Here is a 15,272-nt window from a genome sequence, read left to right as displayed (position 1 = left end):
TCAACACAGCAGAATCCTCAAAGAAGAAAAGCCACGAGCGGGAACGTTTTCGGCCTGGTTGGATGTTGACCCTGGTACGACAGCTCGTCGAGCTAGAGAAGAGGCGACGTGACTACTGTTCTGACCCCTGCGAGCCCGCTCACCGCGGCTGACCGCTGCGACCGCTGCGGCGCCCAGGCCTACCTGCGCGTCGTACTCGCCAGCGGCGGAGAGCTGCTCTTCTGCGCCCACCACGGCCGGAAGTTCGAGCCCGAGCTCAAGAAGATCGCCGTCGAAATACAGGACGAGAGCAACCGGCTCGACGGCACTGCGGCCACGGCCACCACCGACGAGCGCTGACTCGGAGCGCCGCCACAGCAACCAGCAACGGGCTGCGTCCGGTCGGGCACGACGCGCGACCGGTGGGCCGGGCGACAGGTCCCCTTCGGGGGGCCGGTCGCCCGGCTCTGCTGTTTCCGGCCCGCCCGCCGCCGAGTGCGGCGGCCGGCCGGGAGCCGCGCCGGCGCCGCCGTGCGCGCCCCCTGCGACGGGCCCGGCGGCGCGACACGGCGTCAGAACGTGACCGGACGACTACAGCGCGGAACGGATCGCGTCCGCGACCGAGCCCACCCGGGTGTAGACGCCGGGGTGCGCCGCCTCCGCGCAGCCCGTCCCCCAGGAGACCAGCCCGGCCAGCCGGCCGGCGACGACCAGCGGCCCACCGCTGTCCCCCTGGCAGGCATCCTTGCCGCCCTTCTCCTCACCGGCGCAGACCATGCCCCGGGCATCGAAGCGCCCGTCCGGACCGCCCGGGTACGCCTGCGCACAGGTCTGGTCCGGGACGACCGACACGTCGACACCACGCAGGGTGGGTGAGTAGTCACCCCTGCCGGTGGTGTCCCCCCAGCCGTAGACCCGCGCCGCGGTCCCCGCCAGGTACGGCTCCGTCTCGCCCTGGCCGACCAGCTCGATCACCGGCCGGGCGCCCTCCGACCCGCTCAGCGTGAGCACCGCCACGTCGTTCATGTTGGCGGCGAAGGCGTAGTCGGGGTGGATCCAGACGGACTGGACGGCCACCTCGTGACCGGCCGAACCACGCAGGTCGTCCCGGCCGACCACCACCTTCAGGCCCGGCCGGTCGACCCGGCGGCCCTTGGACTCGTCGTAGAAGCAGTGCGCCGCCGTCACCACCTTGGTCGGCGTGACGAGTGCGCCACCGCAGAACTGGCCCGAGCGGCCGCTGCCGAACTGCTGGCGGCTGGCGAGCGCGACCAGCCACGGGTGCTCGCCGGTGGTCACCGCCGCCCCGCCGACGATCCGCCCCTGCGCCTGGGCCGGGGCCGCGCCGGGGCCGAGCACCACCAGCGGCGCGGGCAGTGCCGCCAGCAGGGCCAGCGCCGCGGCCCGGTGGCGGCGGCGCGCCTGCCGGGCGGCCGGCCGGGCCGGGGGCGGGGCGAGCGGCAGGTCCGCGCGGTCCGGGTTGGGCAACACCGTGTCTCCAGTTGGCTCGGCAGCAGGCAACCGGCACAGCGTAGGTGACCGACTACTTCCGGCGACCGTTTCCGGCCGGACGCCACCCGGACGGGCGACAACCGCCACCCGGACGCTGACGGACCCGGCGGCGGACCTGCCCGGAGGCGCCGGCCCATGGGTGGGGGCCGGGACACGAAGGGACGGCAGGCGACGGAGCGGCCGCGGGCGGGCTGCGGGCATGCGGAAGAGGCCCGGAGCACCATGCTCCGGGCCTCTCCACGGGCCGGCCGGGCCTACCGCCCTACCGGCTCGCGCCGATCATCAGTCCAGGTAGTCGCGCAGCACCTGGGAACGGGACGGGTGGCGCAGCTTCGACATGGTCTTGGACTCGATCTGGCGGATGCGCTCACGGGTGACCCCGTACACCTTGCCGATCTCGTCCAGCGTCTTCGGCTGACCGTCCGTCAGGCCGAAGCGCATCGACACGACGCCCGCCTCGCGCTCGGACAGCGTGTCCAGCACCGAGTGCAGCTGCTCCTGGAGCAGGGTGAAGGAGACCGCGTCGGCCGGCACGACCGCCTCGGAGTCCTCGATCAGGTCACCGAACTCGCTGTCGCCGTCCTCACCCAGGGGGGTGTGCAGCGAGATGGGCTCGCGACCGTACTTCTGGACCTCGATGACCTTCTCCGGGGTCATGTCGAGTTCCTTGGCCAGCTCCTCCGGGGTGGGCTCGCGGCCCAGGTCCTGGAGCATCTGGCGCTGGACGCGGGCCAGCTTGTTGATGACCTCGACCATGTGCACCGGGATACGGATGGTGCGGGCCTGGTCGGCCATCGCGCGGGTGATCGCCTGGCGGATCCACCACGTGGCATAGGTCGAGAACTTGTAGCCCTTGGTGTAGTCGAACTTCTCGACCGCACGGATCAGACCGAGGTTGCCCTCCTGGATCAGGTCCAGGAAGAGCATGCCGCGACCGGTGTAGCGCTTGGCCAGCGAGACCACCAGGCGGAGGTTGGCCTCCAGCAGGTGGTTCTTGGCCCGGCGGCCGTCCTCGGCGATGATCTCCAGCTCGCGCTTGAGCTTGGGAGCGAGCTTGTCGGCGGCCGAGAGCTTGTCCTCGGCGAACAGGCCGGCCTCGATGCGCTTGGCGAGCTCGACCTCCTGCTCGGCGTTGAGCAGCGGGACCTTGCCGATCTGCTTCAGGTAGTCCTTGACCGGGTCGGCGGTGGCACCCGCGACGGCGACCTGCTGGGCCGGGGCGTCGTCCTCGTCGTCGTCGGAGAGCACAAAGCCCTGCGACTCCTCCTCGGGCTCCGCCTCGCCCTCCGGCTTGTCACCGGGCAGCGCAACGTCCTCAAGGACCTCTTCCTCGCCGCCGAGCTCCTCGTCGCCCTTGCCCTTGGCGGCGGTGGTCTTCTTGGCGGCGGTCTTCTTGGCCGGCGCGGTGGTCTTCTTGGCGGCGGTCTTCTTGGCCGGGGCGGCCTTCTTCGCCGCGACCGCCTTCACCTCGGTGACGACCGTGGTCGTCTCCCCGACGGTGATCTCGGCGGACACGGTGTTGACCTGGGCCGCAGCAGCCGCGACCGCCGGGGCGGAGACGGGGGCGCCGGGCGCGATCCGCACGGGCGGCTTGGTCGGGGCGGACGGGGTCCGGGTGGTGACCGCCTTGGTGGCGGTGCGCTTGGTGGGGCTCTTGGCAGCAACGCTCTTGCGCTTGGCGCCGGCCGGTTCGGCCGCGCTGACCATGAGATCCACCCCCTCCTCAATCAGTACCTGGTTGAGGCTGCGCATGACGTTCTTCCACTTGGTGACCGGGATCTGGTCCGCCTCGAACGCCTGGCGTACGTCGTCACCGGCGATCTGCCCCTGGGCCTTGCCCCGCTCGATGAGCGCCAGCAGAGCCGCGGACTCGGCGATCTCGGGGGGAAGTGAACGGGATGTGCTGGCCGACACGAACAACCTCTCGGACGATGAGTGGACTCGAACCCGTACCGGCCGCCCGAGCGGGCGGGGAAGGAAATCGCGCGTCGGGCGCGCGGTGTCGATTCCGACCGACTCGGGTTTGAGGACTGGGTTTGCAGGACGGCAGCAGCGCCGCAGACCAACACAGCATTCTGACATGTTGGGGTATTCCGGAGCTGCTTCCGCTCAGGAGACATCGCTGCTACTCGTCAAGTGTTACGCATGGCCTTCGTGTCGCGGGTCACACCACTCGGCGCCCGCGGCCCGGGGCCGGCTTCCATCATCGCGCACTCGCGCCGAAGTCGGTTGTCATGCGCAGGACGCTGCCCTCGCGCCGGGCCGGGCGGGCGGGAGCGGGTCGGAGGTCGGGGCGGGTCGGGGGCCGGGCGGGAGTGGGCCTGCGGTGGCTCGGGGGCGGGCCTGCGGCGGGTCTGCGGCGGGTCTACGGCGGTCAGGTCGGGCCGGGGACGGCCTCGGGACGAGCCGGAGGAGGGCCGGGAGCGGCGGGGCGGCGTGCGGGCGGGCTGCTTGGCCGGGCCGGCGCCACAGGAGGGCGTACAAGGGCCCTCCGGCCGCGCCGTGGGGTGCAGCCGGAGGGCCTGGGTTCGCGGGGTCGCCCGGTCGCCGACAGGTGGGCCGCTCAGTGCTCCCGGGGGGCCGGGACGGACGGCTCGATCTCCGGGTGGACGGTGAGCAGCGCCCGCATCGCGACCTCGCCCGCGGTGCCGTCACCGGTGCCGAGCGCGTCGACCAGCCGGGCGTGCAGGCTGACCGAGGCCTCGGAGGGCCGCTCGCAGGAGATCGCCGGGCCGCCGGAGACCTGGAGCGCGCAGGAGACGATCCCGGAGAGGTGCTCCAGCATCCGGTTCCCGGCCATCTGCAGGATGAGGACGTGCAGCTCGGTGTCGGCGCGCGAGTAGGTGGAGAGGTCGGCCTGGGCGGAGGCGTGGCCCATGATCTCGACCAGCTCGACCAGTCGCTGCTGGACGTCCTCGCGGCCGTGGCCGGCCGCGAGGCGGACCGCCAGCGGCTCGATCGCCCAGCGGAGCTCGAACAGCTCCCGGCGCTGCTCGTCGCGCTGCGGGCCGAAGGCGCGCCACTCGATGATGTCCGGGTCGAGCAGGTTCCAGTCACTGACCGGGCGGACCCGGGTGCCGACGTTCGGGCGGGCGCTGACCAGGCCCTTGGCCTCCAGCACGCGCAGCGACTCCCGGACAACCGTCCGGGAGACCTCGAAGCGCTGGCCGATCTCCTCGGGGACGAGCGGGCGGTCGGCGCCGAGATCACCCGAGACGATCATCTGGCCGAGCTGCTGCACGAGCTGACCGTGCAGCCCTCGGCCGCGACTGCTGGTGGTCTTGCGGCCGACCCGGGCCAGATCCGACTCGGCGCCCTCCCAGCGGGGCGCCGGCGGGACCGGCCGGTCGGCGTACGAGAAACGGTCCAGATCGCCGTGGCCGGGGATGGCGCTTTCGGCGGAACGGGCGGGGGTCATGGTGGGGTGCGCAAGGGTACTCACAGCTCCTTTGTCGGCGATCGGCGGGCCCAGCTTGAGAATTCTCGTGAAAAGCACACGAAAGGGTGATCGACCGTGACTGGATAATTGACTTCTTATCAGGAAGAACCGCGCATTACGGTCACAGCTGGTCGATCTTGGCAGACCGTCAGTGACGGCCGGAGGCACGGGGGTTGGTCCCGGGTTGCTCCGGAGGTGATCCGGCAGGGGTCCGGCGGTGGTCCGGCAGGGGTCGCCGAGCCCGGTGGGCCAGGAGCGTCAGAGCTCGCGGCGACGGGCCTGGACCAGAAGCGTGGCGAGCAGCAGCACCAGGGCCGGCGCCGCCACCGCGGCCAACAGCACGGGGTCGGTGAGCATCGAACCGCCCGCCGCAACCCGGCGGTCCCCGCCGTACACCCATCCGTACGCCCACTCGATGCCGGACTGGAACGGCAGCAGCTCCGCCGCGCGCGACGGCCAGGCCGTCCCGGTCTGCCGGAGGAACAGCGCCACCCCGGACTCCAGCAGGGGCGGCAGCGCACAGAGCAGCAGCACACCGGCGGCGGCACTGCGGGTCAGCGAGGCCGTCAGCACGCCCGTCCAGGCCGCCACGACCGTCAGCAGCACGAAGGCCAGCAACGCCACCGGCACCCCGTGCCCGGCACCGAGCGCCGCCGGGGCGAGCGCCCCCGGCAGGTCCGCGAACCCGGTGAGGCCGGCCGACGCGAGCGCCTGCGAGACCCGGTCCGAGAGCGCGGCCGGCTCCGACCAGGCGGCCACCGTCACCCCCGCCGGGAGCGCGAGGTGCACGGCCACCGCGTCCACCAGCAGCGTGGCCAGCGCCAGCAACCCGGCCACCGGAGCGACCACCGCCAGCTTGGCCAGCAACGCCCGGACCCGGCGCAGGTACGACACCTGCGAGGCCGGCAGACCGGGGTACCGCACCTCGTGCCCGTACGAGAGGGCGCCGAGCACCCCGGCGGCCAGCGCCGCGAACGGCAGCGGGATCAGCGGGACGGTCGCCGTCAGCAGCCGCACTCCGGCCGGCCCGGACAGTACGCCGGCCGGCGCCTGGGCGGCCAGCACGGCGGCCACCACGGCGTCGCAGAGCAGCACGCCGACGAGGAGCAGCCAGGTGGAACGGAGGCCGCGCAGCCGGCGCAGCTCATAGGCCAGGACGCGCACGGTTCACTCGCTCCGGTGGTCGGGGGTCGGGACGGGGGTGGGGGCGGGGGCGGAGCTGTGGGAGGGGGCGGGGCTGTGGGCAGGGGCGGGGTCGGCCTGGTTCAGGCGGCCGAGCCGGACGGTGTCGGCGGTCAGCAAGTCCCCCTCGGCGGCCTCCTGCCCGGCCCGGGACGTGCCCGTGCCGCTGCCGACCGACCGGGCGAGCCCCCGGAGACCGTCCCGGAAGAGGCGGTCCACGGCGACGGTCGGGGAGGTCTCCGCGAGATCGAGCGCGTCCGGCTCCTCCGGGATCGCCGGTGCGGGGGTGCCGGTCGCCGCGGTGACGGCCGCCTGGGTGATGGGCTCGTGGCCCGGGGCCTTCGGGGCCGACGCCTCCGGTCGCGGCTGTCGGGGCGCGAGCCCGGGCGTGGACCGGGAGGTGGACCAGGGTGTCCGCGCGGTGGCCGGCAGTGCGGTGGCTGCCGAGACGGCGGTGGCACCGGTCGAAGGGGCGGACGGGGTGGAGGGCAGCGCGAGGGCGGGCAACGCCCCGGTGGCCGGCGCCCGGTCCGCAGACCGGGGCAGCTCTGCCTCCGCGGCTCCGGCGGGCTCCGACTCCGACTCCGGTCCGTACTGCGGCCCGTACTGTCCTCCGTGCTGTGCTCCGTGCTGCGGCCCGGTCCCGGAGCCTGCGGTCGCCCTTGGCATCAGCTGGGTCGTCGGCCCGCCCGCCGCCGAGTCGTCGGCCGCCTGCCGGGCCTTCACCGCCCGGGCCCTGACCGGACGGTCCGGTGCCGGGCCTTCCGATGCCGGACTGCCCGGCGCCCGTCCTGCCGGCGACGCCTCGGCCCCCGCCTGCCGGACCTGGCCCGAACGGCCCGAGGCCACCGGCAGCGTGGCCCGCGGAACCGGCTGCTCCACCACCCGGTCGGCGAGTTCGTGCAACAGAATGCCGTGCTGGTAGGCGAGTTCACCGATCTCGGTGCGGCCGATCCCCGCCACCGCGAGACCCGCCCCGCCGTCGCGGCGCACCTGCGCGCCCTGGCCGACCAGCAGGTCGGCCAGCCGGGCCATCTGCGGCCCGCGCACGGCGACCTCCGGGCTGAGCCTCGTCCGGCAGAACTCCGTCACGGGCTGGTCGGCCAGCATCCGGCCCTGGTCGAGCGTGACCACCCGGTCCGCGAGCCGGGCGGCCTCCTGCGGGGTGCGGGTGGTCACCAGGACCGTCCCGCCCGCGACGGCGAAGGAGCGCAGGAAGGAGTGGAACCACTCCACGTTGCGTGGCGACAGGCCCTCGGTCGGCGCGTCGAGGACGAGCGTGCCCGGATCCCCGAGCAGCGCGGTGGCGAGTGCCAGCCGGCGGTGCATGCCGGGTGAGAAACTGCGCAGCCGCTGCCCGGCGACGGTGGCGAGCCGGGTCTGCTCCAGCAGTTCGTCGGCCCTCCGGGCGGGGACCCCGGCGGCCGCCGCCAGCATCCTGAGGTGGCTCAGTGCCCTCCGGCCCGGGTGCCCCGCGACCGCGCCGTCGGTCCCGCCGGGACCGGACATCAGCAGGACACCGACCTCCCGCTCGGGGCGCCGCAGGCGGCGGTAGGTGCGGCCGCCGAAGAGCGTGACGCCGTGGCCCCGTTCGAGTTCGAGCATGAGCCGCAGCGCGGTGGACTTGCCCGCGCCCTCGGGGCCGAGCAGCGCCGTCACCGCCCCCGGCCGGGCGTCGAAGGTCAGATCGAGCACCGCCGGTGGCTCACCCCGGCGGTAGACCTTGGTCAGTCCGGTGATCTGGATCATCGCTGGCTGCTCCCATGCCCTCGGCCGACCTGCGTCTGCGCGGTGCGGGGCCGTGCCCGCACGGCCCCGCGCCAGCACATTAGGGGTCGGCCGCGGCGATTCCGGGCATTACGGGAGCGGCACGGGGACGCCGCCCACACACCTCACCCGATCAGGGGAAAATCCGATCCTGCGACGGTCCGCGGTGACGGCGGACGGCGCCTCGGCAGGGCGGGGCGGGCCGCCCCGCCACGGCCGCAGGACGGCCGGGCCGGGTCGGGGAGCCGGGTCGGGGGCGCGGGGTGCTCAGGACTCCGGGCGGAGCATGGGCGGGTTGAGCACGGTGGCCCCGCCGGCGGTGAAGAGCTGGGCCGGGCGGCCACCCTGACGGGTCGTGGTGCCGCCGGAGGGCAGCAGGAAGCCGGGGGTGCCGGTGACCTTGCGGTGGAAGTTCCGCGGGTCGAGCACCACGCCCCAGACGGCCTCGTAGACCCGGCGCAGCTCACCGACGGTGAACTCGGGCGGGCAGAAGGCGGTGGCCAGCGAGGAGTACTCGATCTTCGAGCGGGCGCGCTCGACCCCCTCGGCGAGGATCAGCCCGTGGTCGAAGGCGAGCGGGACCTCGTCGGCCGGGGTCTTCCCGAGCAGTTCGGTGACCGGGGCCCAGCGGGCGCTGCTGGCGTCGCCGCCGGCGCGCGGGGTCGGCAGGTCCGGCGCGAGGACGAGGTAGGCGACGCTGACCACCCTCATCCGGGGGTCGCGCTGGGGGTGGCCGTAGGTCGCGAGCTGCTCCAGGTGGGCACCGGCCGTACCGGGGCCGGCCGCGTCGTGTCCGGGGGCGGAGTAGGCGCGCAGGCCGGTCTCCTCCGCCAGCTCCCGGGAGGCCGCCTCGGCCAGGCCCTCGTCAGGGCGGACGAAGCCGCCGGGCAGGGCCCAGTAGCCCTGGAAGGGCGGCTCGCCCCGTCTGACCAGCAGGGCGCACAGCGCGTGGTCGCGCACCGTCAGCACCACCAGGTCAACCGTGACAGCGAACGGGGGGAAGGCCGACGGGTCATAACGCGACATGGCGACGATCATAGTCGTCTCTCTGACGATAAGCACAGGCCCGTGCACGGACCGTGCGCCGCCGCCCCGGCCCGGCCCGGAGTGCCCCTGCCCGGGCCGGAGTGCCCCGGGACCGTGACCTGGGGACGGTGCCCCAGGGCGGTAAGCCGGAGCGCACGGCGACGTACGGGCCGACGCTCCGGGACCCGGCCCGGAGACGGCGTCAGCGGGCGACGAGCTGAAGGTCCGCGGACGCCTCCTCGACCATCGCCACGCCGATCCGGCTCACCCGGACCGAGAAGGGCTCGCCGGCCACCCGGAGGCCGGTCAGTTGCAGCTCGCCGAGCGGCGCGGTGCTGGCCGGGCGGACCATCACCCGGCCGCCCGGGACGTCCGGGCGGACTCCGGCGAGCGCGAACACGGCGTGCACCGCACCGGCCGCCGAGACCGCCGCCGGGTGGCAGGCGGCCGGGTGCGGCACGGGCGGGCAGCCGAGCGTGCGCTGCTCCCCCGCGTACATCTCGGGGAGCCGGCCGTCGAAGTGGGCCGCCGCCCCGAGCAGGCCCTCCAGCAGGGCACCGGCCTCGTTCTCGTGGCCGGCCTCGGCGAGCCCGGCGACGGCGAGTGCGGTCTCGTGCACCCGCACCGCTCCGCTGCGGTGGCCCAGCGGGTTGAACCGCGACGACTTGGCACTGAGGGTGCGCAGCCCCCAGCCGCTGTCCAGCTCGGGTGCGGCCAGGCGCTGGGCGAGCAGCCTGGTCTGCTCGCGGTCCAGCAGGCTCTCGTGCCGCCCGCCGTCGGCGGAGAGCCCGAGGTCCAGGAGGTGGACGAGGGAGGAGGCGACGGCGGGGAGCGGCTGGCCGCCGGGGGCGAGACCGGCTGCCGGGCGCCCGCCGGAGAGGTCGTCGATCCAGAACTGCTCGCGGAAGCGGCCGCGCAGGGCGGCTGCCCAGCTGCGCCATTCTCCGGCGCCGGGCCGGCCGAAGGCCTCCAGCAGTTCGGCGCCGTGCAGGGCGGCCCGGTGTGCCTGGGCCTGGACCTCGGCCCGGGCCGGCACCGGGTGGGCGGCGCGCTCCTCCACCGGGCGGCCGAGGTCGGTGACGAAGCCGTCCACCAGGCCCTCGCGGAGGGCTCCGAGCGCACGCTCGGCGGCCGGGAGCAGCTCGGCGACCTCCTGCCGGGGCAGGCCCCAGCGCCAGGCCTCGGCCAGCACGGTGACGAACAGCAGGGTGGCCTCGGTGGCGGTGCAGGTGGGCGGGAGCTCCGGTCCGCCGTGCCGCAGTGCACCGGGCAGCAGCCCGTCCGGGCGGCGTCCGGGCTGATCGGGCCGGCCCGCGGCGGGGCCGGCCTGCTGACGGCGGGCCAGCGCCCGGAGGGTGCCGGCGGCGAGCCGGGTGCCGAGCGGGAGGGTCAGCCGGGCCGCCCAGAGCGCGTCGGCCGGGGCGAGGCCGAAGCGCCAGGGCGCGCCGGAGGCCGGGTAGAGGTCGGTGGGGCGGTCCGGGTCGGCGAACAGCAGGCCGCCGAGGGCGTTCAGTGAGCGCGGCACCAGCAGCCCGACTCTTGGGTCGTCGCTGCGGACCTCCGGCTCCGACCAGGGCAGCGGGACGCCGGTGCCGCGCCCGCCCGGGGGTCTGGGCCCGGGGACGGTGCTCTCCAGCTCCGTCCGCAGCTCGACCGACCAGCGGGCCCCGGGCTGCACCTCCAAGTCCCAGCGCAGCACGCCGGCACCGGCCAGGACGGCGTGCGGCGACGGCTTGGCGCTGACCACCGCACTGTGGGTGGGGCCGGCCCAGCGCAGCCCGGCGGACTGCACCTGACCGGGCAGGTCGGGCGGCCGGTGTCCGGCGGCGATCTCGCCGACCGGGCCGAGGTCCGTGCCGAGGGCGATCTCCAGCGGCAGCCGGGCGGGCCTGCTGCCGGTGTTGCGGACGGTGACCGTCTCGACGCCGTCGGCGTGCCGCAGCCGCTCGACCGTGAGCGCGGGGTCGGGGTCGGGGTCACCGGGGATACGCACGGCGCCGAGGAACCGGGCCTGCGCCGCCGTGGTCAGGGTGCCCTGGAGCGGCAGCGGTTCCATCCCGCCGAGCCGCAACTCCATCCGGGCCAGCACCCGGACGCCGGAGCGGTAGAAGCCGTGGAGGCCGTGGCCGCGGAGCTGCCCGTCGGGGCCGGAGGCGGCCATGGCGGGGGCGTTGACGCAGAGCACCGCGTGGTGGACCGCGGCGGGCTGCGGCCGGGCCGGCGCCACCGGCCGGGCCGCCCCGGCGGGTGCACCGCCGGGGCCGTGGTCGGGCCGGCCGGCCGGCCTCGGCGCGCCGACCACGCTCTCGGCCGGCATGGCCTGTGGTGGCCTCATGGCGGTCACCGGACTCTCCTCCCCTCGGCGGTCCGGTGGCCGGTCAGGCCGGTGGGCCGCGAGCATGCTCGATCGCGTGCTGATGGTGCCTGGCCGGCGGGGGCTCCCGTCGGCCTCTGTGCCGTGTCTGGCCGTACCCGGTGCCGGGTCGTGCCATGCGGCGCCCGGTACCACTCCGGTACCGGTCCTGCCTCGCCCCGGACATATCCTCGGGCCGCCGGGGCCGTCACCTGCTCCGTGGCCCGGCCGTCCGCGGTGGCGCCGGGCCCTGCCCGGTGCCCCGGGCCGTTCGCCGGACGGGCCGTGAGCGGCGGCGCCGGCCTCCTCGTGGGCGCCCTGCGGCCCGGCGCCCGGGGCGCCGCCCGTACTCCGACCGCTCCGGCACGCCAGCCACTCCGGCAGCGGGCGCGCCGCGTCTGCGTCGTCCCGGTCGTCTCCGTCCGCCTCCGGGGGCCCCGAGGCCATCCGGGTGCAGCACCCCCGGGGTGAACGCCGCCGACCGGTCACAGGTAACGCCCGCGGCGCTCATTCGGCCGTCCGGCCCGGGGTGCCGGGCCGTCGTACCGCCGTCGCCGCCGGGGTTTCGCCGCCCCCGGCAGGTGTCGTTCAGGGACGAACCGATCCGGCCGGGGTTTCGGCCGGATCCGCCCGGCCCGGTGGGCAGGACGGCTCGGCCGGCGGGTGGCGCGGACGGCAACCGCCCGGCCGGTTCCCGGCCGCCGCCAGGATACGGTGCGAGGGTCGCGGCGCCCGCACCGGCAACACCGTGAGCGGCGACGCGACCGCTGTGACCTGCACATACCGAGGAGTTGTATGTCCACCGCCAGCCGGCTGCCCGGGATCGTCACGACCGACCACCTCTTCCAGCTGCCCCTGGACCACGCCGCCCCGCAGGGCGAGCAGATCGAGGTGTACGCCCGCGAGGTGGTGGCGCCGGGCCGGGAGAAGGACGACCTGCCCTGGCTGCTCTTCCTCCAGGGCGGCCCCGGTGGCAAGGCCGGGCGCCCGCTCGGCCGCGACGGGTGGCTGGAGCGCGCGCTCGACGACTACCGGGTGCTCCTGCTCGACCAGCGCGGCACCGGGCGGTCCACGCCCGCGAACCGGCAGAGCCTCGCCCGGCGCGGCGGCGCCGCCCAGCAGGCGGACTACCTGACGCACTTCCGCGCGGACTCCATCGTGCGGGACGCCGAGCTGATCCGCCGCCGGCTGCTCGGCGAGGACCGCCGCTGGAGCGTGCTCGGGCAGAGCTTCGGCGGCTTCTGCACCCTCACCTACCTCTCCATCGCGCCCGAGGGCCTGCACGAGGCGTTCATCACCGGTGGCCTGGCCGGCCTGCGCAGCTCGGCCGACGACGTCTACCGGGCCGCCTGCCCCCGGGTCGTCGGCAAGAACGAGGGGCACTACCGCCGCTACCCGCAGGACGTCGAGGCGGTACGGCGGATCGCCGCGCACCTGGCCGCCTCGCCCGCCGTCCTGCCCGGCGGCGGCCTGCTCACCGTGCGGGCGTTCCAGGCCCTCGGACTGCTGCTCGGCGGCGGCAGCGGTTCCGGCACCCTGCACTACCTCCTGGAGGAGGCCTGGATCGAGGGCGCGGCGGGGCCCGAACTGTCCGACACCTTCCTGGCCGAGGCGCAGGCGAAGCTCTCCTTCGCCGAGGGGCCGCTGTACGCCGTGCTGCACGAGTCGATCTACGGTCAGCGGTCGGTGGACCGGACCGGGACGGCGTGGTCGGCCGAGCGCGTCCGCAAGGAGTTCCCGGAGTTCGACGCCGAGGCGGCGCTGGAGTCCGGAGCACCGGTGCTGTTCACCGGCGAGATGATCTACCCCTGGATGTTCGACACCGACCCCGCACTGCGGCCGCTCAAGGAGACCGCGGAGCTGCTCGCCGCCCGCACCGACTGGGCCGACCTGTACGACCCGGCCCGGCTGTCCGCCAACGAGGTGCCGGTCGTGGCGGCGGTCTACCACGACGACATGTACGTCGACACCGCCGACTCGCTCGCGACCGCCCGGGCCGTACGCGGCCTGCGGACGTGGATCACCAACGAGTGGGAGCACGACGGCCTGCGGGTGAGCGGCGGCAAGGTGCTCGACCGTCTGATCGCGATGGCCCACGGCGAGGCGTAGCCGGCCGAACCACCGCGCCCCGGGCCGCCGCGAGCCGAACCGCAGTGAGCCGGGTCGCAGCCGGCCGCGTCGGCGCAGGGCCGAGCGGACGGCACCCCGGGCCCGGCCCGGGGTGCACCCGGTGCCCCCGCCGGCCGCCCGGGGCGGCTGCCCCGGGCGGCCGGCGGGCGGTGGGAGCGGGCGCGCCCGATCGCCCGCGAGGTCACCCTGCATACCGCGGTCCGATCGCCGCACCGCGGAGCCCCCGGCAGCGGCCGCGCCGGCCGACCGGCCCCCGTACCCGTCCGCCCGAGAGCCTGGACCCGGTCGAGGCCCAGGGCGACGGGCGGGCCGGCCGGAGCCTGCGCGCCGGGCGCGGCTGCGCCGCCGGCCGGCACCCCGTGAGGCCGTCCGTCCACCGTCGGGCCCGCGGGCCCGGGCCGCCCTCACCCGGGCGGGCTGTGCCGGCCCCGGGCTCGCGCCTGCCCTCGGCCGGGCGGTCGGGCGGCGCGGCGTCCGGCAGAGCGGGCCCGGCCTGCCCGCGCCGGGCCCGCCGCCGTCGTTCCCCGGCCGGGGGCGGACCGGACGCCCGCCCCGGCGCGCGCGCCGGATCCGCGGACGGGCCGTTCGCCGGGCGGTCCGAGCCGTCCGGACCGCCGACCGGGCCCGCGGCCTCCGCCGTCTCCGCCACCGCTTCCTCCACTCCCGCCGTCGTCCCGGCCCGGCGGCGGCGCTCGGCGTCCGCCCGGGCGAGCAGCGGGGCCGGCGAGAGCCCGCCGTTCAGCGACTCGTAGAGCAGCTGGGCCAGCAGGTAGGAGGGATCGAGCCGGAGGGTGTGGGCGAGCACGACGCGGGCCGTCGCGGTGTCCCCCGCCACCCAGGAGACCCAGGCCAGCAGGGTGAGCGGGGGCGGGGCGCAGCCCGTGTGGGGCGGCACGCAGCGCCGGGCGAGGAAGCGCCAGAGCCGCTGGGCGGGGGCGAGCTCGTCGGGCCGGGCGAACTCGGCCGCGCGGTCCCGGATGCGCCGGTCCCGCAGGGCGACGAGCAGCTGGGCCGTCCGCTGCTCGTCGAGCCCGCGGGCGCCGGCCATGAACTCGGCCACGGCCTGTTCGAGCAGCTCGACCCCCTGCTCCGGGGAGAGCACCGACCCGCCACCGGCTCCCCCACCCCCGTCGGCCCGGACCAACGCGAGACGCTGGGCCTCCGCCCCGGGCGGGCCGATCGGTGCCAGCCCGGCCACGATCGACTTGCGGCTGCCCCGCGGGACGAGGCCCGCGAAGGTGGCCGCGACGGCCACCGGCCCGGGGCCGGGCGTGTGCCGGACGGGGTGGCCCGCCGGATCGCAGCAGCCCTCCCGGCGGCAGAGGAAGGACCACCAGCGGCCCGCGGAGACGCAGAGCGACTCCTTCACCCCCACACCACGGCTCTCGAACTCCGCCCGCAGCTCGGCCGCGAGCGGTCTGAGCCGGTCGGGCACGGGCGGACCATGCTCGCCACCGGGGTCCTGACAGAGATAGAGGAGCACCTGGGCCGGGCGGCGGTCCCGCTGCTCGGAGAGGCCGACGAGCAGCGCGGCCGTCTCCTCGGCGGCGGCCGGCCACTGGGCGGTGTCCTCCGGGATGTCCAGCCGGATCACCCCGCCCTGGTGCAGCTCCGGCCCCTGGAGGCCGACGGCGACGATGCTGTCGTCGGGGAAGAAGCCCAACAGGTAGGGCAGCAGCTCGGCCATGTCGGCCGGGCCCCGCATGGTGACCGGGCGCGGACCGGAGGGGCCGCCGGAGGGAAGCGCAATGCGTTCGTTGTTCATGGCCGGAAGACTCCCGCAATTCGTGAACGCCCCCGGATTTTCTGCTTTTCCCTGTGGATAAACCCCGCCTGTGGATAAAACCTCCTCCTTTCGGGGCATATCGAGCCACTCTCCCGGGG

At 75.6% G+C, this 15,272-nt stretch carries 10 protein-coding genes; 2 read left to right on the top strand and 8 right to left on the bottom strand.

Annotation, left to right across the window (positions count from 1 at the left end; translation table 11 throughout):
- The first annotated feature begins 108 nt into the window (after positions 1-108).
- Complete coding sequence (locus OH807_RS27930; protein WP_406203958.1) at positions 109-339, top strand: hypothetical protein; 231 nt, start codon at positions 109-111, stop codon at positions 337-339.
- A gap of 231 nt (positions 340-570) precedes the next feature.
- Here OH807_RS27930 and OH807_RS27925 read toward each other — a convergent pair whose 3' ends face one another.
- The 7 genes from OH807_RS27925 to OH807_RS27895 form a co-directional block, all read right to left on the bottom strand.
- Positions 571-1,368, bottom strand: a complete 798-nt coding sequence (locus OH807_RS27925; RefSeq protein WP_406211237.1) for a S1 family peptidase — start codon at positions 1,366-1,368, stop codon at positions 571-573.
- Between the two features lie 405 nt (positions 1,369-1,773).
- Positions 1,774-3,411, bottom strand: coding sequence for an RNA polymerase sigma factor (locus OH807_RS27920; RefSeq protein WP_406203955.1), 1,638 nt, complete (start codon positions 3,409-3,411; stop codon positions 1,774-1,776).
- 643 nt (positions 3,412-4,054) lie between these two features.
- Complete coding sequence (locus OH807_RS27915) at positions 4,055-4,933, bottom strand: FadR/GntR family transcriptional regulator (protein ID WP_406203952.1); 879 nt, start codon at positions 4,931-4,933, stop codon at positions 4,055-4,057.
- 255 nt (positions 4,934-5,188) lie between these two features.
- A complete protein-coding gene (locus OH807_RS27910) occupies positions 5,189-6,094 on the bottom strand; it encodes a hypothetical protein (RefSeq protein WP_406203949.1) in 906 nt (301 codons plus the stop codon).
- A gap of 3 nt (positions 6,095-6,097) precedes the next feature.
- The gene (locus OH807_RS27905; protein WP_406203946.1) at positions 6,098-7,861 is read right to left on the bottom strand and encodes an ATP-binding cassette domain-containing protein; all 1,764 of its coding nucleotides are present in this window, start codon (positions 7,859-7,861) and stop codon (positions 6,098-6,100) included.
- Between the two features lie 285 nt (positions 7,862-8,146).
- Complete coding sequence (locus OH807_RS27900) at positions 8,147-8,905, bottom strand: NUDIX domain-containing protein (RefSeq protein WP_406203943.1); 759 nt, start codon at positions 8,903-8,905, stop codon at positions 8,147-8,149.
- A 202-nt stretch (positions 8,906-9,107) separates the two neighbouring features.
- Positions 9,108-11,240, bottom strand: coding sequence for a glycogen debranching N-terminal domain-containing protein (locus OH807_RS27895; RefSeq protein ID WP_406211235.1), 2,133 nt, complete (start codon positions 11,238-11,240; stop codon positions 9,108-9,110).
- A gap of 813 nt (positions 11,241-12,053) precedes the next feature.
- Here OH807_RS27895 and OH807_RS27890 point away from each other — a divergent pair.
- A complete protein-coding gene (locus tag OH807_RS27890; protein WP_406203940.1) occupies positions 12,054-13,367 on the top strand; it encodes an alpha/beta fold hydrolase in 1,314 nt (437 codons plus the stop codon).
- Positions 13,368-13,569: 202 nt separating this feature from the next.
- On the opposite strand, the gene OH807_RS27885 is transcribed toward OH807_RS27890, so the two are convergent.
- Positions 13,570-15,153, bottom strand: a complete 1,584-nt coding sequence (locus OH807_RS27885) for a DUF4192 domain-containing protein (RefSeq protein WP_406203937.1) — start codon at positions 15,151-15,153, stop codon at positions 13,570-13,572.
- Between the last annotated feature and the right edge of the window lie 119 nt (positions 15,154-15,272).

Source organism: Kitasatospora sp. NBC_01560 (genome assembly GCF_045208415.1).
Classification (GTDB): Bacteria; Actinomycetota; Actinomycetes; order Streptomycetales; family Streptomycetaceae; genus Kitasatospora.
Note: the sequence above shows the minus strand (reverse complement) of the source record. Positions and strands in the feature narration are given on the sequence as shown.

Excerpts from the sequence above, each read along its gene's own strand:
- OH807_RS27885 (WP_406203937.1), bottom strand. The coding sequence starts at position 15,153 with ATGAACAACGAACGCATTGCGCTTCCCTCCGGCGGCCCCTCCGGTCCG.
- OH807_RS27900 (WP_406203943.1), bottom strand. The coding sequence starts at position 8,905 with ATGTCGCGTTATGACCCGTCGGCCTTCCCCCCGTTCGCTGTCACGGTT.
- OH807_RS27895 (WP_406211235.1), bottom strand. The coding sequence starts at position 11,240 with ATGAGGCCACCACAGGCCATGCCGGCCGAGAGCGTGGTCGGCGCGCCG.
- OH807_RS27890 (WP_406203940.1), top strand. The coding sequence starts at position 12,054 with ATGTCCACCGCCAGCCGGCTGCCCGGGATCGTCACGACCGACCACCTC.
- OH807_RS27905 (WP_406203946.1), bottom strand. The coding sequence starts at position 7,861 with ATGATCCAGATCACCGGACTGACCAAGGTCTACCGCCGGGGTGAGCCA.